This is a genomic window from Pseudoclavibacter sp. CFCC 13796 (genome assembly GCF_008831185.1).
Taxonomy (GTDB): domain Bacteria; phylum Actinomycetota; class Actinomycetes; order Actinomycetales; family Microbacteriaceae; genus Pseudoclavibacter_A.
This window is the reverse complement of sequence record NZ_WBKD01000001.1, coordinates 1,973,729-1,996,367: the sequence shown is the minus strand read 5'-3', so window position 1 is coordinate 1,996,367 and position 22,639 is coordinate 1,973,729. Positions and strand designations below refer to the sequence as shown.

The window sequence follows — 22,639 nt, the reverse complement described above, 5'->3', positions numbered from 1 at the left end:
TGGTGTGGTTTTGGGTGGTTGGTGGGGTGTGGGTATTGTTTCTTCTTGTCACCCCAAAGGTGCTGGGATCTGTAGGGTTCTGGGCCTCAAGCGGGGGCCGCTCATTGTGTTGCTGGGGCCGTTTGGTTTTGGTGTATGGTGGGTGTCTGTGTTGTTGGTTGTTTGCGTGTTGGTCTGGTTTTCCGGGTTGACGTTGTGTGAATTTCTGGTAACATGGTGAAGCGCCTTGGCCGTTCTGGTCTTCTGGTTCTCCTGGTTTTGTCTGGGTGTTCTGGTTTGACTTGGTGGATGGTTGTGGTAAGCTGGAAAAGTTGCGCCGGCAGGTAGTCGCCCAGGTTTGGGTGGTGATGGTTGGTTGCGTCCGATCCTTGAGAACTCAACAGTGTGCACATGTCGATGCCAATTGATTTGGATTGCTGGAGCCGTTTGGTTTTGGTGGTTCATGTTTTCTTTTGGTTTTATGCCATCACTTTTGTGGTGGTTTTTAGAGCCATGTCAGATTTTCTTCGGAGAGTTTGATCCTGGCTCAGGACGAACGCTGGCGGCGTGCTTAACACATGCAAGTCGAACGATGAAGCTGGAGCTTGCTTCGGTGGATTAGTGGCGAACGGGTGAGTAACACGTGAGTAACCTGCCCCTGACTCTGGGATAACTGCTGGAAACGGTAGCTAATACTGGATATGAACCGTACAGGCATCTGTAGCGGTTGGAAAGATTTTTTGGTTGGGGATGGACTCGCGGCCTATCAGCTTGTTGGTGAGGTAATGGCTCACCAAGGCGACGACGGGTAGCCGGCCTGAGAGGGTGACCGGCCACATTGGGACTGAGACACGGCCCAGACTCCTACGGGAGGCAGCAGTGGGGAATATTGCACAATGGGCGAAAGCCTGATGCAGCAACGCCGCGTGAGGGATGACGGCCTTCGGGTTGTAAACCTCTTTTAGCAGGGAAGAAGCGAGAGTGACGGTACCTGCAGAAAAAGCGCCGGCTAACTACGTGCCAGCAGCCGCGGTAATACGTAGGGCGCGAGCGTTGTCCGGAATTATTGGGCGTAAAGAGCTCGTAGGCGGTTTGTCGCGTCTGCTGTGAAATCCCGAGGCTCAACCTCGGGCTTGCAGTGGGTACGGGCAGACTAGAGTGCGGTAGGGGAGACTGGAACTCCTGGTGTAGCGGTGGAATGCGCAGATATCAGGAAGAACACCGATGGCGAAGGCAGGTCTCTGGGCCGTTACTGACGCTGAGGAGCGAAAGCATGGGGAGCGAACAGGATTAGATACCCTGGTAGTCCATGCCGTAAACGTTGGGTGCTAGACGTGGGGGCCTTTCCACGGTTTCCGTGTCGTAGCTAACGCATTAAGCACCCCGCCTGGGGAGTACGGCCGCAAGGCTAAAACTCAAAGGAATTGACGGGGGCCCGCACAAGCGGCGGAGCATGCGGATTAATTCGATGCAACGCGAAGAACCTTACCAAGGCTTGACATATAGAGGAAACGGCCAGAGATGGTCGCCCCGCAAGGTCTCTATACAGGTGGTGCATGGTTGTCGTCAGCTCGTGTCGTGAGATGTTGGGTTAAGTCCCGCAACGAGCGCAACCCTTGTCCTATGTTGCCAGCACGTTATGGTGGGAACTCATGGGAGACTGCCGTGGTCAACACGGAGGAAGGTGGGGATGACGTCAAATCATCATGCCCCTTATGTCTTGGGCTTCACGCATGCTACAATGGCCGGTACAAAGGGCTGCGATACCGCGAGGTGGAGCGAATCCCAGAAAGCCGGTCTCAGTTCGGATTGGGGTCTGCAACTCGACCCCATGAAGTCGGAGTCGCTAGTAATCGCAGATCAGCAACGCTGCGGTGAATACGTTCCCGGGCCTTGTACACACCGCCCGTCAAGTCACGAAAGTCGGTAACACCCGAAGCCGGTGGCCTAACCTTTTGGGAGGAGCCGTCGAAGGTGGGACTGGTGATTGGGACTAAGTCGTAACAAGGTAGCCGTACCGGAAGGTGCGGCTGGATCACCTCCTTTCTAAGGAGCTTTCGGAACCGTTTGGTTTCGTTGATAGTGCCTGCCAGTGTTTCCAAGAGAGCTGGTGGGTTGCTCATGGGTGGAATCATCGACATGCCTGCGTCTGGTGCATTTGAGTGTGAGTACGGTCTTCTTCGGAGGGTTTGGAAAGTGTTTGGGTGTGTTGGGCGTGGGGTGCATACTGTTGGGTCCTGGGGGATCGGGTCGGCCGCTTTTGGTGGTTGGACGGTTTTCCTTGGGCTTTGGCCCTTCTGGGCCGTGGTCTGGCTGGTCTTTGTGGCTGGTTGGGGTGCGGTGCTGGTCGTTGGTTGAGAACTGCATAGTGGACGCGAGCATCGGACACGCTCGCCTTTTGGTGGGTGTGTCGGATAGATATTTGTAGTCAATTTTGTTTGCACCATTGCGGCTGTTGTCGTGGTGGTTCGGACTGATGACACTGGTGAACATGATGAATTGATTTTGTTGTGTTCGTTACTTATGTGGTCAAGTTTCGAAGGGCAAACGGTGGATGCCTTGGCATCTGGAGCCGAAGAAGGACGTGGTAATCTGCGATATGCCTCGGGGAGCTGATAAACGAGCTTTGAGCCGAGGATTTCCGAATGGGGGAACCCAGCCGGGCTGTGACCTGGTTACTCCAGTCTGAATGTATAGGGCTGTGAGAGGGAACGTGGGGAAGTGAAACATCTCAGTACCCACAGGAAGAGAAAACAAATTTAGTGATTCCGTGAGTAGTGGCGAGCGAAAGCGGATGAGGCCAAACCGATCATGTGTGATAGCCGGCAGGTGTTGCATGGTCGGGGTTGTGGGAGTCTCCTGTCGCGCTGCTGAGCGGCGAGGGTAGTTGAATAGCATAGTTGAATGGTCTTGAATGGCCGACCGTAGTGGGTGCGAGTCCCGTAGACGAAATGCTGTGATCGCCCGGAGGATTTCCCAAGTAGCACGGGGCCCGTGAAATCCCGTGTGAATCTGCCAGGACCACCTGGTAAGCCTAAATACTTCCAGATGACCGATAGCGGACGAGTACCGTGAGGGAAAGGTGAAAAGTACCCCGGGAGGGGAGTGAAATAGTACCTGAAACCGTTTGCCTACAATCCGTCGGAGCGCCCTTGTTGGTGTGACGGCGTGCCTTTTGAAGAATGAGCCTGCGAGTTAGTGATATGTGGCGAGGTTAACCCGTGTGGGGGATCCGTAGCGAAAGCGAGTCTGAATAGGGCGTTTGAGTCGCATGTTCTAAACCCGAAGCGAAGTGATCTATCCATGGCCAGGTTGAAGCGCGGGTAAGACCGCGTGGAGGACCGAACCCACTTAGGTTGAAAACTGAGGGGATGAGCTGTGGATAGGGGTGAAAGGCCAATCAAACTTCGTGATAGCTGGTTCTCTCCGAAATGCATTTAGGTGCAGCGTCATGTGTTTCTTACCGGAGGTAGAGCTACTGGATGGCTAATGGGCCCCACAGGGTTACTGACGTCAGCCAAACTCCGAATGCCGGTAAGTGAGAGCATGGCAGTGAGACAGTGGGGGATAAGCTTCATTGTCGAGAGGGAAACAACCCAGACTACCGACTAAGGCCCCTAAGCGTGTGCTAAGTGGGAAACGATGTGGAGTTGCATAGACAACCAGGAGGTTGGCTTAGAAGCAGCCACCCTTGAAAGAGTGCGTAATAGCTCACTGGTCAAGTGATTCTGCGCGGACAATGTAACGGGGCTCAAGCACACCGCCGAAGTCGTAGCATTCGCATTTGTGACAGGCCTTCGTGGTCCAGTCGTGCGGATGGGTAGGAGAGCGTCGTGTGGGCGTTGAAGCCGCGGGGTGACCCAGCGGTGGAGGCCACACGAGTGAGAATGCAGGCATGAGTAGCGAATGACGGGTGAGAAACCCGTCCTCCGGAAGACCAAGGGTTCCAGGGCCAGGCTAATCCGCCCTGGGTAAGTCGGGACCTAAGACGAGGCCGACAGGCGTAGTCGATGGACAACGGGTTGATATTCCCGTACCGGCGAAGAACCGTCAGAGCCAACCCAGTGATGCTAAGAGCCCGAATCCTCTGGCTTGCCCTTCGGGGTGGGAAAGAGGCCTAGCGCTCGACCCTGTCTGGTGCGGCTAGCGTATCTCTGGTGTGACGCAGGAAGGTAGCCTCCGCGGGGCGATGGTAGTCCCCGTCTAAGGGTGTAGGCCGAGGAGTTGGCAAATCCGCTCCTCATGCGGCTGAGACCTGATGGTGAGACCGTATGGTCGAAGTGGGTGATCCTATGCTGCCGAGAAAAGCATCGACGCGAGGTTCTAGCTGCCCGTACCCCAAACCGACTCAGGTGGTCAGGTAGAGAATACTAAGGAGATCGAGAGAATCATGGTTAAGGAACTCGGCAAAATGCCCCCGTAACTTCGGGAGAAGGGGGGCCCGGTGATGTGATCGGATTTACTTCGTGAGCGTTGTCGGGCCGCAGAGACCAGTGGGAAGCGACTGTTTATCAAAAACACAGGTCCGTGCGAAGTCGCAAGACGATGTATACGGACTGACGCCTGCCCGGTGCTGGAAGGTTAAGAGGAAGGGTTAGCTTCGGCGAAGCCTAGAATTTAAGCCCCAGTAAACGGCGGTGGTAACTATAACCATCCTAAGGTAGCGAAATTCCTTGTCGGGTAAGTTCCGACCTGCACGAATGGCGTAACGACTTCCCAGCTGTCTCAACCATGAACTCGGCGAAATTGCACTACGAGTAAAGATGCTCGTTACGCGCAGCAGGACGGAAAGACCCCGTGACCTTTACTATAGTTTGGTATTGGTATTCGGTGCAGTCTGTGTAGGATAGGTGGGAGACGTTGAAGCGGTCACGCTAGTGGTCGTGGAGTCATTGGTGAAATACCACTCTGACTGTTTTGGATATCTAACCTCGGCCCGTGATCCGGGTCAGGGACAGTGCCTGATGGGTAGTTTAACTGGGGCGGTTGCCTCCCAAAGAGTAACGGAGGCGCCCAAAGGTTCCCTCAACCTGGTTGGCAATCAGGTGGCGAGTGTAAGTGCACAAGGGAGCTTGACTGTGAGAGAGACATCTCAAGCAGGGACGAAAGTCGGGACTAGTGATCCGGCAGTGGCTTGTGGAAGCGCTGTCGCTCAACGGATAAAAGGTACCTCGGGGATAACAGGCTGATCTTGCCCAAGAGTCCATATCGACGGCATGGTTTGGCACCTCGATGTCGGCTCGTCGCATCCTGGGGCTGGAGTTGGTCCCAAGGGTTGGGCTGTTCGCCCATTAAAGCGGTACGCGAGCTGGGTTCAGAACGTCGTGAGACAGTTCGGTCCCTATCCGCTGCGTGCGTCGGAAATTTGAGAGGATCTGTCTCTAGTACGAGAGGACCGAGATGGACCAACCTCTGGTGTGCCAGTTGTTCCGCCAGGAGCATGGCTGGTTGGCTACGTTGGGAATGGATAACCGCTGAAAGCATCTAAGCGGGAAGCCGGCCTCAAGATGAGATTTCCATACCATTTATGGTGAGAGGACCCCAGCAGAACACTGGGTTGATAGGCCGGATGTGGAAGCACCGTAAGGTGTGGAGCTGACCGGTACTAATAGTCCGAGAACTTGACAACACACATAAATTCTTTCTGTAACGATGAACGCGTCCACTCTGCGGTTCCCGATCCATGACCGGGAACCACCACAACACACCTTCTTGGGGTGTGGGTGTGGGTTGAACTGAATAGTGATCGAAGCCGTTACGGCGGCCATAGCGTGAGGGAAACGCCCGGACACATCCCGAACCCGGAAGCTAAGCCTCACAGCGCCGATGGTACTGCACGGGGGACCGTGTGGGAGAGTAGGACACCGCCGGAACATTATTCACGGAAGGCCACCCCGCTAGCGGGGTGGCCTTCCGTCGTTAACCACACACACGAACGCCAATCACACACGCAACACGCCCAGTAGACTGCTCGACATGAGCTCTCTGCACGAAATGAGCGCGGTCGCTCTTCGAGCTCTGCTGCTTCGCGGCGAAGTGAGCCCGCTGGACGTCGTGCAGGCGTTCCTCGATCGTGTGCGACTCCTGGATCTGACCGAGAGACCGATCGGAACTCCGCGCCCGATCGGCGCGTTCACCGAACTCAGCGCGGTATCCGCCCTGGAACGGGCACGCTCACTGACTCAGACGGGCATGCGTCTGCCGCACTCGGCGGCACAGCATCCGCTTTGGGGGCTCGCACTGGCAGACAAGGATCTCTACGACCGCTCGGGCAGCGTGACCCGCTACGGCTCACGAGTGCACGCAACCACACCGGCGACCGAGACGCACCCAATGCTGGTGGCGACCGACACTGCTGGAGCGGTGAGCATCGGGCGCACCAGCACTCCGGAGTTCGGTCTTTCTGGGTATACCGAACCTGATGCGGGGCGTCCTGCGCTGAACCCCTGGAAGCTGTCGCGCAACGCCGGCGGATCGAGCGGCGGTGCCGCCGCAGCCGTGGCCTCAGGAATGCTGCCCTTCGCGGTGGGCACCGACGGCGGCGGATCGGTTCGTATCCCGGCTGCCAGCTGCGGGCTGGTGGGGATGAAGCTGAGCCGCGACCTCTTCTGCCTGAAGAGCTTCGATGCACGACGTGCAACGGCGGCCGACGATCTTGAGCGAGGCGCACCCGAGCTCGATCTGGTGGTGCCCGGGCCGATCGCACACAGCGTCGCCGATGCGGCTCTGCTCGTCGACGGTCTGCTCGGCGGCCTCGCTAGGCTTCGTGGTGCCCGTCACCCGTACGCGAGCGGCCCCGGACGAAACGGGACTTCTGCGACCCCGCTCGCAGATTCGGTGGCTCCTGCCAAGGTGCGCTCTGGCGCAGCGTCACCGGGCCGTCTTCGCGTCGGCGTGCTGCAGGGGAGCCCCTGGGACGCGTTCGTCCAGGTGCAGGTGTCGGTCGAGGCCGCGGCACAGGTGAGCAGAATCGCCGACCTGCTCGACGAAGGAGGCCATGACGTGCGCTCTCTGCGGCTGCCCGACTCAGTGGAGTACGGCCAGTCGTTCAGCGCTGTGTGGCAGATGGGCGCGGCCGGTCTGCCGATTCCCTCGAACCGCATCGACGAAGTCGAGCCGCTGACCCAGTGGCTGATTCGCAGCGGTCGCGCCCTTCCCAGGGCGACGAAGACGCGAGCACTGCGATACCTGCACGACTATGGAGAACGCGTGACTGCGGCGTTCGCTCCGTGGGATGTCGTGCTCACGCCCGCCTTGGCGCTGACAGCCCGCCCGAACGGCTGGTTCGACACGGCGGATGCCCGTCGCAACTTCGCGGAGCAGGGAGCGTTCACGCCGTTCACCTCGTTCGTGAACGTGTCGGGCGCGCCGGCGATTGTGATTCCCACCGGGCTGGCACGAGACGGGCTGCCGCTCGGCGTGCAGCTGATCGGACGTCTCGGCCATGACGACCACCTGCTGCGCATCGCCGCCGAGATCGAACGTCTGGCAGCGTGGTCTGGGCACCCATGGCTCTACCCGTAGGATGGACGTCATGTCTGGATTCCTGCAGCGTCTCACACAGCGGCATCGCGACGAAGCCACAACCGGCGAACGTCCGGGGGAGCAGGAGAGCTCCGGCACTCCTGGAAGCCGCAGCAGCCTACCGACGACTCTGCAGAATGATGCCGGCGCGGAACCAGCCGTCAAAGTGGTGCCGCATTCGCCGCTTGACGGGGCCGACGCGATCTTCGCCGACCTCGACGGCGTCGTCTACCGCGGCCCCGAGCCCGTGTCCGATGCCGTCGAGTCGCTGAACCTCGCGCAACGCACCGGGCTGCAGGTCAGCTATCTGACGAACAACGCCTCACGCACGCCGAAGATGGTCGCCGACCAGCTCAACGCAATGGGTCTGCACGTTGCGGAGAATGACATTGTGACGAGCCCTCAGGCCGCCGTGCCGCTGCTCGCTGACCACATTGCCCCCGGCTCGGAGGTGCTCGTCGTCGGTGGTGTCGGGCTGCTCGAAGCCGTGCAGCAGGCCGGCTATCATGTGACCCGCACACAGAGCGAGCAGACCGCCGCCGTCGTGCAGGGCTTCGCCAAGGACGTCAGCTGGGCGGACCTGGCCGAGGCCGCCTACGCCGTCGCCGCAGGTGCGGTGTGGATCGGTACGAACCAGGACTGGACGCTGCCGAACGAACGCGGCCTGGCGCCTGGCAATGGAACGCTGCTCTCCGCTGTGCACACGGCGACGGGCACCTTCCCGACGATCGCAGGCAAGCCGGAGCGGCCGATCTTCGACGTTGCAGTCACCCGCTTTCGAGCGGCTCAGCCTCTGTTCATCGGAGATCGCCTCGACACCGACATCGAGGGAGCACGTCGTGTCGGCATCACCTCGGCCCACGTGCTGACCGGTGTGGACCAGGCGCGTGAGATCATCGAGGCAGCGCCAGAGCGACGGCCGGATTTTCTGCTGCAGACGCTGGCTGACCTGCACCGACCGTATCCAGTGCTCGAGATTGCGCCCAACGGGGCCGTCAGCGGACACTCTGTGGTGCGCATCGACGGAGCCGATGTCATCATCGAGCGCGGCGACCCGAGCGACATCGACACGCTGCGGGCCGCAGCCGCCGCTGTCTGGGAATGCAGCATCCCCGTCTCTGCGCTGCGCCTGCCCGAAGACCTCGTCGGCCCGCCGCGGTAGGATGCCGCACATGACGATGCCCGATCAGCAGATGCCCGAACGGCCGCAGCCGGCGAGCGACGAGAACGGAGCGATCGATCGTGCGCTGATCACATCGACGCTGCAGCGCATCGACGAGCTGCCGATCGATCAGCGTGCGGTCGAATACGAACATCTCTACGCCGATCTGAGCCGGCGGCTCGAGCAGGCGGTCGGTCAGACCCAGCTGGGCGGGCGATGAAACCCACCGGCATCCGGCTTGATCAGGCGCTCGTCGAGCGATCGCTCGCACGATCTCGCACGCAGGCGCAGAAGCTCGTTCGCACGGGTCAGGTGACCCTCGACGGGCGCATCGTCGACAAGGCGTCGTATCCGGTTCACGCCGGACAGACGCTCGCCGTCAGCGGCGACCATCACTACGTGGGGCGTGCCGCGGGCAAGCTCATCGATGCGCTCGACGCGTTCCACATCGATGTCTCGGGCCGTGTCGCGCTCGACGCAGGCGCCTCCACGGGCGGATTCACCCAAGTGCTTCGCGAACGCGGCGCCGCACACGTCTTCGCCGTCGACGTCGGGCACGATCAGCTCGCTCCGGCGATCGCCGCAGACTCCGGGGTGAGCTCGATCGAAGGGGTCAACCTGCGCTGGTTCACGCGTGCCGAACTGGCCGCGGCCGCGTCGTGCGCACCGTCGCCCGATCAGATCGACCTGGTCGTCGGCGACCTGTCGTTCATCTCGCTCACCCAGGTGCTGCCTCGACTGCACGAGCAGCTCGATGCGCACGACTTCGTGCTGCTGGTGAAGCCGCAGTTCGAAGTCGGTCGCGGTAACCTTGACCGTGGTGGTCTCGTGCACGATCCGGCCGGGCATCGGGCCGCCATCGAGCGTGTGGCCGCCTGCGCCGAGCAGATCGGCCTCGTCGTCGCCGGCATCACACGAACGAGCGTGGTGGGCGGCACCGGCAACCAGGAGTTTCCCATCTGGCTCGCCCCGAACGGGGACAGAGCCGTCGACTGGCATGAGCGAGTCGACGAACTGATCGGCAGGAGGTGACGCATGGCCGTCAGCGCGCATTCGGCTCAGCCGACGCCCCGCGCCCGACAGCGACGGGCCGATCAGCCTCGGCGAGTGCTGCTCGTCGTACATCCCAAGCGCGAGGTGGCGCTGAAGTCGACTCAGACGACTCTGCGTCTGCTGCGCGAGTCGCATTTGGTGCCGGTGTTCCCGCCGGATGCGATCGCACCGCTGCGCGAGTGGGGCATCGACATCGACGACGCCGAGGTGCTGGGCGAGGACTGCACCGGCCCGGATCTCGAGATCGTCATGGTGCTCGGCGGAGACGGCACGATTCTGCGCGCAGCAGAGCTGGTGCGGTTCGACGCCACACCGATCATCGGCGTGAACCTCGGACACGTGGGGTTTCTGGCCGAGAGCGAGCGTGGCGATCTCGTCGACGCAGTGCGGCACGTGGTCTCTCGCACATATGAGGTCGAAGAGCGTCTCGCGCTGAACGTGCGGGTGTTCTCAGCAGGCCGTCTGCTCTTTCAAGACTGGGCGCTCAACGAAGTGACCATCGAGAAGCCACGCAGCAACAAGATGATCACCGTCGACGTCAGCATCAACGATCGGCCGTTCACCGCGTTCGGATGTGACGGCGTGATGGTGAGTACGCCGACCGGCTCGACCGCCTACGCATTCTCTGCGGGCGGCCCGATCGTCTGGCCCAATCTCGAAGCGCTGCTCTTCGTTCCGCTGAACGCACACGCCCTGTTCGCGCGCCCGCTGGTGATCTCGCCATATAGCTCGGTCAACGTACAGCTGGGCGACGACGCCGATGGCGCGATCAGCTGGTGTGACGGTCGCCGCAGTCAGACGCTGCCTCCAGGGTCGCTCATCCAGGTCGGTCGCTCGACCATTCCGGTTCGGCTCGCCCGCCTGCGACGTGGATCGTTCGTCGATCGTCTGGTGAACAAGTTCTCGCTGCCCTCGCTGAGCTGGCAGCAGCATGCCGTTCGCACGCGCGAGACGCAGGAGGCGCTGCAGGAGGCCGAGCGAATGCTCGACCTGGCCGAACCAGCGGCAGCCGAACAGGGGCGGGCCCGCCCGGAGGCCGACGAGAGCCCCGAGCGCACGAGCGGAGACCGCACGTGATCGACGAAGTTCGCATCGACGACCTCGGCGTCGTCGAGTCGGCGACCCTGGCGCTCGGTGCCGGTCTCACCGTCATCACCGGTGAGACCGGCGCGGGCAAGACCATGGTCGTCACCGCGCTGCAGCTGCTGCAGGGTGCGCGAGCAGACGCCTCACGCGTGCGGGCCGGCGCCGATCGCGCAGAGGTCTCGGGTCTGCTGCAGGTGTCTTCCGAGAGCGACGTCGCCCAGGCCGTTGAAGACGCCGGCGGGGAGATCGACGACGGCGATCTGATCGTGACTCGCCGACTGGCCGCCACCGGTCGCACTCGAGCCTGGCTCGGTGGCCATGCGGTGCCGAACGGCGTGCTCGCCGACACCATCGGTCAGCTGGTCTCGATTCACGGCCAGAGCGACCAGCTGCGGCTGCGCACCGCCGCTCAGCAGCGTGACGTGCTCGACGCGTTCGGCGGGCGAGAGCTGCGCGCCGTGGCAGAGGCCTTTCACGACGCCTATCGACGCTGGCGTGATCTCGACCGTCGGGCACGGGCGCTCGCCGACGACGCCGAGGCCCGTCGAGCCGAGGCAGACCGGCTGCGCGAAGAGATCGAGGCAGTCGAAGCCGTCTCACCCCAGCCCGGGGAGCTCGACCAGATCGAGGCCCGTGTCGCACGGCTCGACGCCAGACAAGATCTGCTGCGTCGAGCCGGCGAAGCCCGGCAGCGGCTCTCGGCCGACATCGACGCGGTGGCCGGCCCGCAGGACGTACTCGGTCTGCTCAGCGGTGCGCGCGCCGATCTTGAGAGCGCAGGCGATCCCGACCTGAGCGATCTTGCGACCCGGCTGCACGAGGTCGAGGCCATGACCCAGGATCTCTCTGGCGACCTCAGCTCCTACATCGCCGCGCTCGACGACGTGGGCGACGGCGAGCTGGCCGCGGCGCACGAGCGTCTCGACACGCTGCGAGACCTCGAACGTCGGTTCGGCGGCCTCGACGAGGCGATCGCCCTGCTGAACGACGGCAGCGCCAGACTGGCCGAACTCGACGCCGACGGCGACACCCGGGAGCAGCTCGCCGTCGCGCTCGCCGAGGCTCTCGACCAGCGCGACCTCACCGCGCGTCGCCTGAGTGACATCCGCCGCAGTGCTGCGCAGCGACTCAGCGAAGAGGTCACCGGCGAACTCGGCAGCCTCGCGATGCGCGACGCAGCGTTCGCCGTGCAGGTCACGCCGTGTGCGGTGGATGCGACCGGGGCAGACGAGGTGGCGTTCCTGCTGGCAGCGCACGCCGGTGCCGACCCGCTGCCGTTGGCCCGATCAGCGAGCGGCGGCGAGCTGTCACGCGTCATGCTCGCTCTGGAGCTGCGACTGGCGGCGAGCGGCGACCTGGCGGATCGCACCTTCGTGTTCGACGAGGTCGACTCGGGGGTCGGCGGCGCGGCTGCCGTGCAGATCGGGCAGCGGCTGGCCAGACTCGCACGGCATGCGCAGGTGCTCGTCGTGACGCATCTGCCGCAGGTCGCGGCCTACGCCGATACGCATCTCGTCGTCACCAAGGTCGGAGACGAACGCGTCACGACCAGCGATGTGGTTCGCCTGGACGCCGAGCAGCGCGTGCACGAGCTCGCCCGCATGCTGGCCGGCCGCGTCAGCGACACCGCGCTGGCACATGCACACGAGCTGCTGGAGCAGTCACGCCTTGAGGCCGAAAGAGAGAGCCGTGCATGAGCACCGCAGTCAGAGACATGATCAGAGCAACGACGACATCGCAGTGTTCGAAGACCGCTGCGAATGAGATAGGATGAAGACCCGTGGATAACGCGCAGAGCACTCGGACGGTAAAGCAGATCTTCGTGACCGGGGGCGTGGTCTCCTCGCTCGGAAAGGGCCTCACGGCGGCCAGCCTCGGCCATATTCTTCGAGCCAGCGGTGTGAGAGTCGTCATGCAGAAGCTCGACCCCTATCTCAACGTCGATCCCGGCACCATGAACCCGTTTCAGCATGGCGAGGTGTTCGTCACCGAAGACGGCGCCGAGACCGACCTGGACATCGGTCACTACGAGCGCTTTCTCGACATCAACCTGAACCAGGCGGCGAACGTCACCACCGGTCAGGTGTACAGCGAGGTCATCGCCAAAGAACGTCGTGGCGAATACCTCGGCGACACCGTGCAGGTGATCCCGCACATCACCAACGAGATCAAGCGTCGTATGCGTGCACAGGCCCACGGCGAGCACACGCCCGACGTGATCATCACCGAGATCGGCGGCACCGTCGGCGACATCGAGTCACAGCCCTTCCTCGAAGCCGCCCGTCAGGTTCGTCAGGAGCTCGGCCGCGACAACGTGTTCTTCGTGCACGTCTCGCTGGTGCCCTACATCGGCCCCAGCGGCGAGCTCAAGACCAAGCCCACTCAGCACTCGGTTGCCGCACTGCGATCGATCGGCGTGCAGCCCGACGCCATCGTGCTGCGCTCGGATCGCCCCGTCGGCGACAGCATCAAGTCGAAGATCGCCCTGATGTGCAGCCTTGAGACCGGTGCGGTCGTGAACTGCCCGGATGCGTCGAGCATCTACGACATTCCGACCATCATCCACAGCGAGGGACTCGACAAAGTCATCGCCGAGCAGCTGGGCCTGCAGACGCACGACGTCGACTGGTCCCGCTGGCAGCCGGTGCTCGACGCGGTGCACAACCCCAAGCACGAGGTCACCGTGGGGCTGGTCGGCAAGTACATCGATCTTCCCGACGCCTACCTGTCGGTCACCGAGGCGCTTCGAGCCGGCGGCTTCGCCCACACCACCAAGGTGAACGTGCGCTGGATCCCCTCAGACAGTCTGCTCGACGAACAAGTGCGCGAGCGCGAGCTCGGCGCCGTCGACGCGATCTGCGTGCCCGGCGGCTTCGGCATCCGCGGCATCGAGGGCAAGCTCGCCGCGCTCACCTTCGCCCGAGAGCAGGGCATCCCCACACTCGGGCTCTGCCTCGGACTGCAGTGCATGGTCATCGAATACGCACGTTCCGAGGCCGGCCTGGCCGAGGCATCCTCAAGCGAGTTCGACCCGCAGACGCACGAACCGGTCATCGCGACCATGGCCGAGCAGGTCGACATCCTCGCCGAGGGCGACCTTGGCGGCACCATGCGACTCGGCTCGTACCCGGCTGCCTTGGCCGACGATTCGATCGTGGCCCAGGCCTATGGGAGCACCGACGTCACCGAACGTCACCGCCACCGCTACGAGGTGAACAACGTGTACCGCGATCGCATCGCCGCCGCCGGCCTGCGCTTCAGCGGCACGTCGCCCGACGGGCACCTCGTCGAGTTCGTCGAGCTGCCGGCCGATGTGCATCCCTACTACGTGGGCACGCAGGCGCACCCCGAGTTCAAATCACGCCCGACGGCTCCTCACCCGCTGTTCGCCGGGCTGATCGCAGCGGCGCTGGAGCGTCAGCAGGCCTCTCGTCTCTTCGACGTCGAGAACTCCACGACCGAGAGCTGAACCGACATGGCCGACGAATCGGAGCTGTGCGACAGCGCAGAGCAGCATGAGATCCGCGAACGGCATCTCGATCTGCAGGGTCATGTCATCGATGTGACGAGCGAACGCTTCGACTACGACGGCGGGCAGCTCACCCGACAGTTCGTGGAGCATCCCGGTGCCGTCGGCGTGCTCGCGATCGACGACCTCGACCGTGTCGCGCTCGTTCACCAGTATCGCCATCCGGTTCGTGAGCGCCTCTGGGAAGTGCCCGCAGGTCTGCTCGATGTGCCTGGTGAGCTGCCGCTGGACGCGGCGAAGCGGGAGCTCGCCGAAGAAGCCGAGCTCGTCGCCGAACACTGGCTGCACCTCATCGACATGTACACCACGCCGGGCGGCAGCAACGAACGGCTGCGCATGTATCGCGCCACCGGTCTCTCACCGGCCGCGCACTTCGAGCGCACCGCCGAAGAGCAGGACATGGGCCTCACCTGGCGTGCCTTCGACGAAGTGCTCGACGCCGTGCTCTCCGGCCGTCTGCACAACCCGACGCTTGTGGTGTCCATCCTCGCTGAGGCCGCCAACCGCAGTCGTCGGGGCTGACCGAGGCCGCCATGCCTGCGGTCGACCGCGAGATTGACGCGTTCCTGCGCCACCTGCGCATCGAACGCGGCCTGTCTGAGAACACCGTGCGCAGCTATCGCTCCGACCTGCGCAGCTATACCGACTGGCTGGCCGAGCGAGGCGTCGTCGACCTGACCACCCTGACCGAACGCGATCTCAGCGAGTATCCGCAGTGGCTGGCCGACCATCGAGCCGAGGCCGGTCTGCCGACGGCAGCCACCACCACGGGCCGTATGCTCAGCGCGGTGCGCAGCCTGCACCGCCATCTCTTTCTCGACGGCCGCACCCCACACGACCCGGCCACTGTGCTCCATGCGCCCAAGAAGCCCAGCCGACTGCCCAAGGCGCTGTCGATCGACGAGGTGTCGCGGCTGCTCGGCGGGGTCGACGGCAGCGACCCGGAGTCGGTGCGCGACAGAGCCATCCTCGAATTCCTCTATGCCACCGGTGCCCGAGTGAGCGAACTCTGCGACGCACTGGTCGACGACGTTCAGCACGTCGAACGAGCCGATGCCGACACGATCGACGTGGTCCGGCTGCGCGGCAAGGGCGGCAAGCAGCGCGTCGTGCCGTTCGGCTCCTATGCACGAGCCGCGCTGGACGCCTACCTGGTCAGGGTGCGTCCAGCCCTCGCAGCGAAGGGGAGGGGCGGAGCGCATCTGTTTCTCGGCGTGCGCGGCGGGCGCCTCTCGCGACAGGCCGTGTGGACGATCATCAAACGCGCAGCGGCTCGCGTCGACCTCGAGCATCGAGTGTCACCGCACGTGCTGCGACACTCCTTCGCCACGCATCTGCTCGCCGGCGGGGCTGACATCCGCATCGTTCAAGAGATGCTCGGGCACGCGTCGGTGACGACCACGCAGGTCTACACTCGCGTCACGCAGGAGCACCTGCGACAGGTCTACGCGACCAGCCACCCGCGGGCGCATCGCTGACGGTGCCGGGCCGCACACACGTCAGCCGAGGGCGTTGGCGTCGAGCCGCTCGTGATGCATGAGTCAGGCGACGGGTAGACTATGCGGTGTGAATGATTTTCCCGTGCCCCAGCCGTTGACCAGCCACGGCCCTGCACGCGTGATCGCGATGTGCAATCAGAAGGGCGGCGTCGGCAAGACCACCACGACGGTGAGTCTGGGTGCGGCGCTCGTCGAGTACGGGCGGCGCGTGCTGCTTGTCGACTTCGACCCGCAGGGTGCACTCTCGGCGTCGCTCGGCGTTCAGACGATGGACGACCCCACGATCTACGACCTGTTGATGGGCACGGTCAAAGACACTCGCTCGGTCATCGTGCCGAGTCTCATCCAAGACCTCGACGTGCTGCCCGCCAACATCGACCTCTCAGCCGCCGAGCTGCAGCTGGTCAACGAGGTGGCCCGCGAACAGGCCCTGAGCCGTGCCCTGCGGCAGGTCACCGGTGACTACGACGTCATTCTGGTTGACTGCCAGCCCTCCCTCGGCCTGCTCGCCATCAACGCGCTCACCGCGGCGCACGGTGTGCTGATTCCGCTGGAGGCCGAGTATTTCGCCCTGCGCGGCGTCGCTCTGCTCGTCGAGACGGTCGAGAAGGTGCAGGATCGGCTCAACCCCGCGCTCGAACTCGACGGCATTCTGATCACCATGTTCGACTCGCGAACGCTGCACGCCCGCGAGGTGTCGGCGCGCGTGCGCGAGGCGTTCGGCGACAAGGTCTTCGACACCGTGATTCCGCGCACCGTCAAGTTTCCCGACGCGTCGGTCGCGGCCCGCCCGATCACCGAGTTCGCCAGCAGCCACCCGGCGGCCGAGGCGTATCGGCGCGTCGCCAGAGAACTGATCTCGCGTGGCGGAGCGCCCTGACGCCGAGCCCGGCTTCGCCGTCCGGCTCGACAACTTCGACGGCCCGTTCGACCTGCTGCTGACGCTGGTCAGTCGTCACGAGCTCGACGTCACAGAGATCTCGCTGAGTGCGGTCACCACCGAATTCGTGGCCTATGTGCGGGCACTCGACGAGGCCGGGCAGCTGGAGCAAGCCAGCCAGTTCATCGTGATCGCTGCGACCCTGCTCGATATGAAGGTCGCCAGTCTGCTGCCACGCGGCGAGGCCGTCGACGACGAAGACATCGCCGCGCTCGAGGCGCGCGACCTGCTCTTCGCCCGGCTGCTGCAGTACCGGGCGTTCAAACAGGTCTCTGCCTGGTTCGCGACGCACCTCGAAAGCGAGCGGCTGCGCGTGCCGCGCACCGCTGGCGCCGCAGCCGAGATCGATCTCACCCCGCCCGAGCTGGTCTGGACGACGTCGCTCGACGACTTCGCGGTCATCGCTCGACTTGCTCTAGCGCCCAAGACCCCGCCGACCATCGGACTCGCGCATCTGCACGCACCGGCGGTCAGCATCCGCGAGCAGGCAGCCGTGCTCGTCGCACGTCTGCGCGCCACAGGCCAGGCGACGTTCCAGGAGCTCATCGCCGACGCCGACAGCAGGGGAGTCATCGTCGCCCGCTTTCTGGCTGTGCTCGAGCTCTACCGTGAGGCGGCGATCACCTATGAGCAGATCGAGCCGCTGGGGCCGCTCAGCGTACGCTGGACAGGCCAGCACTGGAGCGACGATCAGCTCGCCGCGCTGGGAGCCGACTACGACCAATGACCGAGAGGACGCCATGAGCGAGAGCGACCAGCCCGTCGCAGCCAACGAACTGGCGCAGCTGCCGGTGCGTGCCCGCCTCGAAGCGGTGCTGATCGCCGCCGACCACCCGATCGACACGATCTCGCTGGCCGCAGCGGTCGAGACGCCCGTGCCCGAGGTCGCTCAGGCACTGGACGAGCTGCGCGCCGACTACGACGCGCCCCCGGTGCGAGGGTTCGAGCTGCGACAGATCGCCGGCGGCTGGCAGCTCTACGTGCGTGCCGGCTGCGAACAGGTCGTGCGCCGCATGATCGAGGAGCAGACCCCGCCCAGACTCTCGCAGGCCGCACTCGAGACCCTCTCGGTGATCGCCTACAAACAGCCGATCAGTCGCGGTCAGATCGCCTCGATCCGTGCGGTCAACGTCGACTCGGTCGTGCGCACACTGCTCGCACGCGGGCTGATCGCCGAGGCCTATGTCGACGAGCAGACCCAGGCGACCTTCTTCGAGACGACCGACCTGCTGCTCAGCCACCTCGGCATCGACTCGCTCGCCGACCTGCCACCCATTTCCGACCTGCTTCCGGAGGACCCTGAAGATGACGACCTCAGCTGACCACACCCCGCGCGCCGACGGCGAACGCCTGCAGAAGGTGATGGCCGCCGCCGGGGTGGCGTCTCGTCGCGCGAGCGAAGACCTCATCGCCGCCGGGCGAGTCACGGTGAATGGGCGCGTGGTGCGCGAACTCGGCTCTCGAGTGAGGCCCGACGACCGCATCGAGGTCGACGGTCTGGTGATCGTCACCGACCCCGATCTGCGCTACTACGCGCTCAACAAGCCGGCCGGCGTGGTCAGCACCATGAGCGACGAGCGGGGCCGCCCCGATCTCAGCCGCTACGTGACCGCCGAGACCGGTCGCATCTTCAACGTCGGCCGTCTCGACGAGGCGACGCACGGGCTGCTGCTGCTCACCAACGACGGCGAGCTCGCACATCGGCTGATGCATCCCTCATTCGAGATCGACAAGGTGTACGTCGCCCTCGTGCGCGGCAAGGTCGCGCCGCGCACCCTCGCCGAGCTGCGTGAGGGCATCGTGCTCGATGACGGGCCGATCGCCGCCGACCGCGCTCGTGTGCTCGACGCCAGCCGTGACCAAACCATGGTCGAGGTGACCCTGCACTCCGGGCGCAACCGTATCGTCCGCCGCATGTTCGGGCACGTCGGCCACCCGGTCATGGAGCTGACTCGGCGTCAGTTCGGCCCCGTTCACCTCGGCACGCTGCGTGAGGGGCAGATGCGCCCGCTGACCAGTGACGAAGTCGGCCGGCTGCTCAAGCAGACCGGCGATGCGGTCGCGCCACAGGGCGCCGCACCCGAGAACGACTAGACTGGCCCGATATGAGCATCAGTCACGATCTCGCGCGCACTCCGTCACCGGTGCTCATCATCGGCACCGGTCTGCTGGGCGCCAGCATCGGCCTCGCTTTGATGCAGCGCGGTGTCGAGGTGCTGCTCTCTGACATCTCGCCCAGCGCGCTGGCGCTCGCAGCCGACTACGGCGCAGGTCGTGCCTTGGCCGACGGCGACCAGCCGGTGCTCGTGGTCGTCGCGGTGCCGCCTGAGATCGCGGCGGATGCCGTGGCCGAGCAGCTGCGTCGCTGGCCCGACGCCGTGGTCACCGACGTCACCAGCGTGAAGGCGCAGATCGTGCGGGCGCTGATCGAAGAAGGCGCCGATCTCGACCGCTATCTGGGCTCGCACCCGATGGCGGGGCGTGAGCGCGGCGGGCCGATCTCGGCGCGGGCCGACCTCTTTCGCGGCCAGCCGTGGGTGATCGCCGAGCACAAGCACGTCACCGCTCATGCGCTCGAGACCGTCGAACGACTTGCACTCGACGTCGAAGCTGTGCCGGTGCATCTCGACCCCGTGCAGCACGACCGGGCAGTCGCCCTGATCTCGCATGTGCCTCAAGTCGTCGCCACGCTGCTGGCCGGTCGGCTCGTCGACGGCACGCCGTCACAGATCTCTCTTGCCGGTCAGGGGCTTCGCGACACGACGCGTATCGCAGCCAGCGACCCGGGGCTCTGGCTGCAGATCCTCGCCGCGAACTCTGACGAGGTGACCAGCGTGCTGCGTGCCCTGCGCGATGACCTCGACGCGATGATCCACGACCTCGAAGACGTCGACCGTGCCGGTGCACGCCGCGAGATCACCGAGCTGTTCATCGCAGGCAACACCGGAGTGCGTCGTATCCCCGGCAAGCACGGCACCGATGCCGAATTCTCGACGACGATCGTGTTCGTCGACGACAGGCCGGGCGAACTCGCGCGTCTCTTCGCCGAGATCGGCGAGATCGGCGTCAACATCGAAGATCTGCGTCTGGAGCACTCGCCCAAGGCCGAGTTCGGACTCGCCGAGGTCTCGGTGCTGCCCGAACGCATCGAAGAGCTGACCAAAGCACTGAAGGAGCGCGGATGGCGGTTGAGCCGATGATTGAGACACGCACACCGGCGGTCGCGCCCAAGCCGGTCATCATCGCCCTGGACGGGCCGGCGGGCAGCGGCAAGTCAAGCACTGCGAAGGCAGTTGCAGAACGCCTGCACTACGCACATCTCGACACCGGCGCCTGGTACCGCGTACTTACGCTGATCGCGCTGCGCACCGAAGTCGATCCGCACGACGAGGCCGCCGTACGGGGGCTGCTCGACGCGTTCGATCAGATCATCGCCCAGGCCTTCGACCACTCGCACATCCTGATTCGGGGGCGCGACGTCTCTGCCGCGATCCGCACGCCCGAGGTGAGCGGTGCGGTGAGCCGCTACTCGCAGCTGCCCATCGTACGAGACCATCTCAACACTGCATTCCGCCACCTCGCCGCGACCACGTCGGCGCCCGGCGTCGTCGCCGAGGGGCGCGACATCACCACGGTCACCTTTCCGCAGGCCGAGGTCCGGGTGCTGCTCACCGCATCCGCCGACGCCCGCGCCCGCCGGCGAGCCGCACAGATCGGTGAGGCCGACGTGGCATCCATCGCACGCAGCATCTCGGAGCGTGACGCCCGCGATCTCAGCGTGGTCGACTTCATGCGCCCGGCCGACGGCGTGACGCTCATCGACACCAGCGATCTCACCCTCGAGCAGGTCACTGATAAAGTTGCGGGGCTCGTTCCTGCGGCGGCCGGCACTGGCACGAACCTTCCATCTCATCCTCAGACTCAGGAGTCACATGGCTGAATCACGCGAACCGATCGACCCCGAGTTCGGCGCCACCAGCGCAGATGAGCTCGCCGCCCGTCTGCAGCACATCGAACCCGAGATCGAGCAGCAGGTCGCCGACGTGGCACGCGCCGAGCTCGACGACTACGACCTCGAGCCCGAAGACGCGGCGGTGCTGGCCAGCGGCGACGAGACGCCCGATGCGCAGGCGGCTCGTCCTGCCCCGCCCGTGCTGGCTGTGATCGGCCGCCCGAACGTGGGCAAGTCATCACTCGTCAACCGCGTGCTCGGCCACCGTGAGGCCGTCGTCGAAGACACTCCCGGTGTCACCCGCGATCGTGTGTCGTACGACGCCGAGTGGAACGGTCAGCCCTTCCGACTGGTCGACACCGGCGGCTGGGAGCTCGAGGCCAAAGGCCTCGACCGGTCGGTGGCCGAACAAGCCGAGCTGGCCATCGAAGAGGCCGACGGCGTGCTCTTCGTGGTGGACGCCAAGGTGGGGCCGACTTCGACCGACGAGCAGCTGGTGGCCGTGCTGCGGCGCTCGGGTAAGCCTGTGCTGCTGGTCGCCAACAAGGTCGACGCTGGCGGTCAGGAGGCCGAGGTCGCGGCGCTCTGGAGCCTCGGCCTCGGCGAGCCGCACCCTGTCTCGGCGCTGCACGGACGCGGCAGCGGCGATCTGCTCGACGCGGTGATCAAGATGCTGCCGAAGGAGTCGAAGGTTGCGCAGCAGCAGCCTGGCGGGCCGCGTCGTGTGGCCATCATCGGCCGCCCGAACGTGGGAAAGTCGAGCCTGCTGAACAAGGCGACCGGCTCGACGCGCGCCGTGGTCAACGACCTGGCCGGTACTACGCGCGACCCGGTCGACGAGCTGGTCACCATTCTCGGCACGACCTGGCGCTTCGTCGACACCGCAGGCATCCGTCGTCGCGTGCACCTGCAGCAGGGCAGCGACTACTACGCCACGCTGCGCACACAGTCTGCGCTCGACCGTGCCGAGGTCGCCATCGTGGTGATCGACGTGAGCCAGAGCATCTCTGACCAGGATCTGCGCATCATCGACATGGTGCTCGAAGCCGGTCGCGCGCTCGTGCTCGCGTTCAACAAGTGGGATCTGCTCGACGACGAACGTCGCCCCCAGCTCGAGCGTGAGATCGAGCAGCGCCTCGGCCATGTGGCTTGGGCGCCTCGGGTGAACCTCTCGGCCAAGACCGGTCGCCATCTTGAGAAGCTGGTGCCCGCCCTGCAGGCCGCGCTCGAAGGCTGGGACACCCGTGTGCCCACCGGCAAGTTCAACGCGTTCATCCACGAACTCACCCAGGCGAACCCGCACCCGCTGCGCGGCGGGAAGCAGCCTCGCATCCTGTTCGGCACGCAGGCGGACACACAGCCGCCGACCTTCGTGCTCTTCACCAGCGGCTTCATGGACCCGCAGTATCGACGCTTCATCACACGTCGCCTGCGCGAGGTCTACGGGTTCGTCGGCACGCCCATTCGCATCAACATGCGTGTTCGCGAGAAGCGCGGTCGCAAGTAAGACCAGCTCTGGCACACGCTGTTGCAGGTTGCAGGTTGCAGGTTGCAGGTTGCTTCCTTCAGCCTTCAGCTCACCGGCCGGACCCCGCAGTTCGCGTCCCTTAGCCCTCAACTCGCCGGCCGGACCCCGCCGTTCGCCGGCACCCTGCAGCGCGTCGACCCAGCCAGATGTGGAGCGCAGCGCAGCCGTGCACGGTTTCGTCAAGACTGACACCGTTCCGCTGAGATTGTGGTGATCTCAGCGGAACCGTGTCCATCCCAGCGGAACCGTGCTCGGTACTGGTGCTGGTGCGGAGCTGGTGCAGCGCTGGCTCTGGTGGAGCTGTGCTGGTGCAGTGTGGTGCGGTGTGGTGCGGTGCTGGCTGGTGCGGGGCTGGTGCAGTGCCGGCTGGTGCCGGAGCAGCGCCGT

Annotated in this window: 17 protein-coding genes and 3 rRNA genes; all 20 read left to right on the top strand. The window is 64.4% G+C overall.

Annotated elements, in window-relative coordinates; all coding sequences use genetic code 11:
• On the top strand, positions 1 to 220 hold a 220-nt coding region (locus F8O07_RS10735; protein WP_225733237.1), incomplete at its 5' end, for a hypothetical protein.
• Positions 221 to 503: 283 nt separating this feature from the next.
• Positions 504 to 2,025: ribosomal RNA gene (locus tag F8O07_RS08965) — 16S ribosomal RNA — on the top strand.
• 481 nt (positions 2,026 to 2,506) lie between these two features.
• Positions 2,507 to 5,608: ribosomal RNA gene (locus F8O07_RS08960) — 23S ribosomal RNA — on the top strand.
• 127 nt (positions 5,609 to 5,735) lie between these two features.
• A 5S ribosomal RNA gene (gene rrf / locus F8O07_RS08955) occupies positions 5,736 to 5,852 on the top strand.
• Together the 16S, 23S and 5S rRNA genes form the textbook arrangement of a ribosomal RNA operon.
• 103 nt (positions 5,853 to 5,955) lie before the next feature.
• Positions 5,956 to 7,503 (top strand): amidase, encoded by a 1,548-nt coding sequence (locus F8O07_RS08950; RefSeq protein ID WP_158031709.1) that lies wholly within the window; start codon positions 5,956 to 5,958, stop codon positions 7,501 to 7,503.
• Between the two features lie 10 nt (positions 7,504 to 7,513).
• Positions 7,514 to 8,665, top strand: a complete 1,152-nt coding sequence (locus F8O07_RS08945; RefSeq protein WP_158031708.1) for an HAD-IIA family hydrolase — start codon at positions 7,514 to 7,516, stop codon at positions 8,663 to 8,665.
• A gap of 10 nt (positions 8,666 to 8,675) precedes the next feature.
• Complete coding sequence (locus F8O07_RS08940) at positions 8,676 to 8,885, top strand: hypothetical protein (protein ID WP_158031707.1); 210 nt, start codon at positions 8,676 to 8,678, stop codon at positions 8,883 to 8,885.
• Positions 8,882 to 9,697: a TlyA family RNA methyltransferase gene (locus tag F8O07_RS08935; protein ID WP_158031706.1), complete on the top strand. Its 816-nt coding sequence runs from the start codon at positions 8,882 to 8,884 to the stop codon at positions 9,695 to 9,697. Before F8O07_RS08940 ends, F8O07_RS08935 begins: the two co-directional genes overlap by 4 nt.
• A 3-nt stretch (positions 9,698 to 9,700) precedes the next feature.
• Entirely contained in the window at positions 9,701 to 10,795 is a 1,095-nt protein-coding gene (locus F8O07_RS08930; protein WP_158031705.1) for an NAD kinase, read from the top strand.
• Positions 10,792 to 12,501 carry a DNA repair protein RecN gene (recN, locus tag F8O07_RS08925; RefSeq protein ID WP_158031704.1) on the top strand — a complete coding sequence of 570 codons (1,710 nt, stop codon included), beginning with the start codon at positions 10,792 to 10,794 and terminating at the stop codon, positions 12,499 to 12,501. Before F8O07_RS08930 ends, recN begins: the two co-directional genes overlap by 4 nt.
• Positions 12,502 to 12,584: 83 nt before the next feature.
• Positions 12,585 to 14,273 carry a CTP synthase gene (locus F8O07_RS08920; protein ID WP_158031703.1) on the top strand — a complete coding sequence of 563 codons (1,689 nt, stop codon included), beginning with the start codon at positions 12,585 to 12,587 and terminating at the stop codon, positions 14,271 to 14,273.
• 6 nt (positions 14,274 to 14,279) lie between these two features.
• Positions 14,280 to 14,855, top strand: a complete 576-nt coding sequence (locus F8O07_RS08915) for an NUDIX domain-containing protein (RefSeq protein WP_158031702.1) — start codon at positions 14,280 to 14,282, stop codon at positions 14,853 to 14,855.
• A gap of 11 nt (positions 14,856 to 14,866) precedes the next feature.
• Positions 14,867 to 15,811: a site-specific tyrosine recombinase XerD gene (gene xerD / locus F8O07_RS08910; protein WP_158031701.1), complete on the top strand. Its 945-nt coding sequence runs from the start codon at positions 14,867 to 14,869 to the stop codon at positions 15,809 to 15,811.
• A gap of 58 nt (positions 15,812 to 15,869) precedes the next feature.
• Positions 15,870 to 16,712, top strand: coding sequence for a ParA family protein (locus F8O07_RS08905; RefSeq protein ID WP_158031700.1), 843 nt, complete (start codon positions 15,870 to 15,872; stop codon positions 16,710 to 16,712).
• Positions 16,696 to 17,499, top strand: coding sequence for a segregation and condensation protein A (locus F8O07_RS08900; RefSeq protein ID WP_158031699.1), 804 nt, complete (start codon positions 16,696 to 16,698; stop codon positions 17,497 to 17,499). The genes F8O07_RS08905 and F8O07_RS08900 overlap by 17 nt, the downstream gene beginning before the upstream one ends.
• 13 nt (positions 17,500 to 17,512) lie before the next feature.
• Positions 17,513 to 18,094: an SMC-Scp complex subunit ScpB gene (gene scpB / locus F8O07_RS08895; protein ID WP_158031698.1), complete on the top strand. Its 582-nt coding sequence runs from the start codon at positions 17,513 to 17,515 to the stop codon at positions 18,092 to 18,094.
• Positions 18,078 to 18,866: a pseudouridine synthase gene (locus tag F8O07_RS08890; RefSeq protein ID WP_158031697.1), complete on the top strand. Its 789-nt coding sequence runs from the start codon at positions 18,078 to 18,080 to the stop codon at positions 18,864 to 18,866. Before scpB ends, F8O07_RS08890 begins: the two co-directional genes overlap by 17 nt.
• A gap of 11 nt (positions 18,867 to 18,877) precedes the next feature.
• Positions 18,878 to 19,972: a prephenate dehydrogenase gene (locus F8O07_RS08885; protein ID WP_158031696.1), complete on the top strand. Its 1,095-nt coding sequence runs from the start codon at positions 18,878 to 18,880 to the stop codon at positions 19,970 to 19,972.
• Complete coding sequence (cmk, locus tag F8O07_RS08880) at positions 19,969 to 20,712, top strand: (d)CMP kinase (RefSeq protein WP_192496721.1); 744 nt, start codon at positions 19,969 to 19,971, stop codon at positions 20,710 to 20,712. Before F8O07_RS08885 ends, cmk begins: the two co-directional genes overlap by 4 nt.
• Positions 20,705 to 22,231 (top strand): ribosome biogenesis GTPase Der, encoded by a 1,527-nt coding sequence (gene der, locus F8O07_RS08875; protein ID WP_158031694.1) that lies wholly within the window; start codon positions 20,705 to 20,707, stop codon positions 22,229 to 22,231. The genes cmk and der overlap by 8 nt, the downstream gene beginning before the upstream one ends.
• Positions 22,232 to 22,639: the final 408 nt, after the last annotated feature.

What these genes read in the sequence shown, in the direction of transcription:
- F8O07_RS08950 (WP_158031709.1), top strand. Translation starts at nt 5,956, where the DNA reads ATGAGCTCTCTGCACGAAATGAGCGCGGTCGCTCTTCGAGCTCTGCTG.
- F8O07_RS08945 (WP_158031708.1), top strand. Translation starts at nt 7,514, where the DNA reads ATGTCTGGATTCCTGCAGCGTCTCACACAGCGGCATCGCGACGAAGCC.
- F8O07_RS08940 (WP_158031707.1), top strand. Translation starts at nt 8,676, where the DNA reads ATGACGATGCCCGATCAGCAGATGCCCGAACGGCCGCAGCCGGCGAGC.
- F8O07_RS08935 (WP_158031706.1), top strand. Translation starts at nt 8,882, where the DNA reads ATGAAACCCACCGGCATCCGGCTTGATCAGGCGCTCGTCGAGCGATCG.
- F8O07_RS08930 (WP_158031705.1), top strand. Translation starts at nt 9,701, where the DNA reads ATGGCCGTCAGCGCGCATTCGGCTCAGCCGACGCCCCGCGCCCGACAG.
- F8O07_RS08915 (WP_158031702.1), top strand. Translation starts at nt 14,280, where the DNA reads ATGGCCGACGAATCGGAGCTGTGCGACAGCGCAGAGCAGCATGAGATC.
- xerD (WP_158031701.1), top strand. Translation starts at nt 14,867, where the DNA reads ATGCCTGCGGTCGACCGCGAGATTGACGCGTTCCTGCGCCACCTGCGC.
- F8O07_RS08905 (WP_158031700.1), top strand. Translation starts at nt 15,870, where the DNA reads ATGAGTCAGGCGACGGGTAGACTATGCGGTGTGAATGATTTTCCCGTG.
- scpB (WP_158031698.1), top strand. Translation starts at nt 17,513, where the DNA reads ATGAGCGAGAGCGACCAGCCCGTCGCAGCCAACGAACTGGCGCAGCTG.
- F8O07_RS08890 (WP_158031697.1), top strand. Translation starts at nt 18,078, where the DNA reads ATGACGACCTCAGCTGACCACACCCCGCGCGCCGACGGCGAACGCCTG.
- F8O07_RS08885 (WP_158031696.1), top strand. Translation starts at nt 18,878, where the DNA reads ATGAGCATCAGTCACGATCTCGCGCGCACTCCGTCACCGGTGCTCATC.
- cmk (WP_192496721.1), top strand. Translation starts at nt 19,969, where the DNA reads ATGATTGAGACACGCACACCGGCGGTCGCGCCCAAGCCGGTCATCATC.
- der (WP_158031694.1), top strand. Translation starts at nt 20,705, where the DNA reads ATGGCTGAATCACGCGAACCGATCGACCCCGAGTTCGGCGCCACCAGC.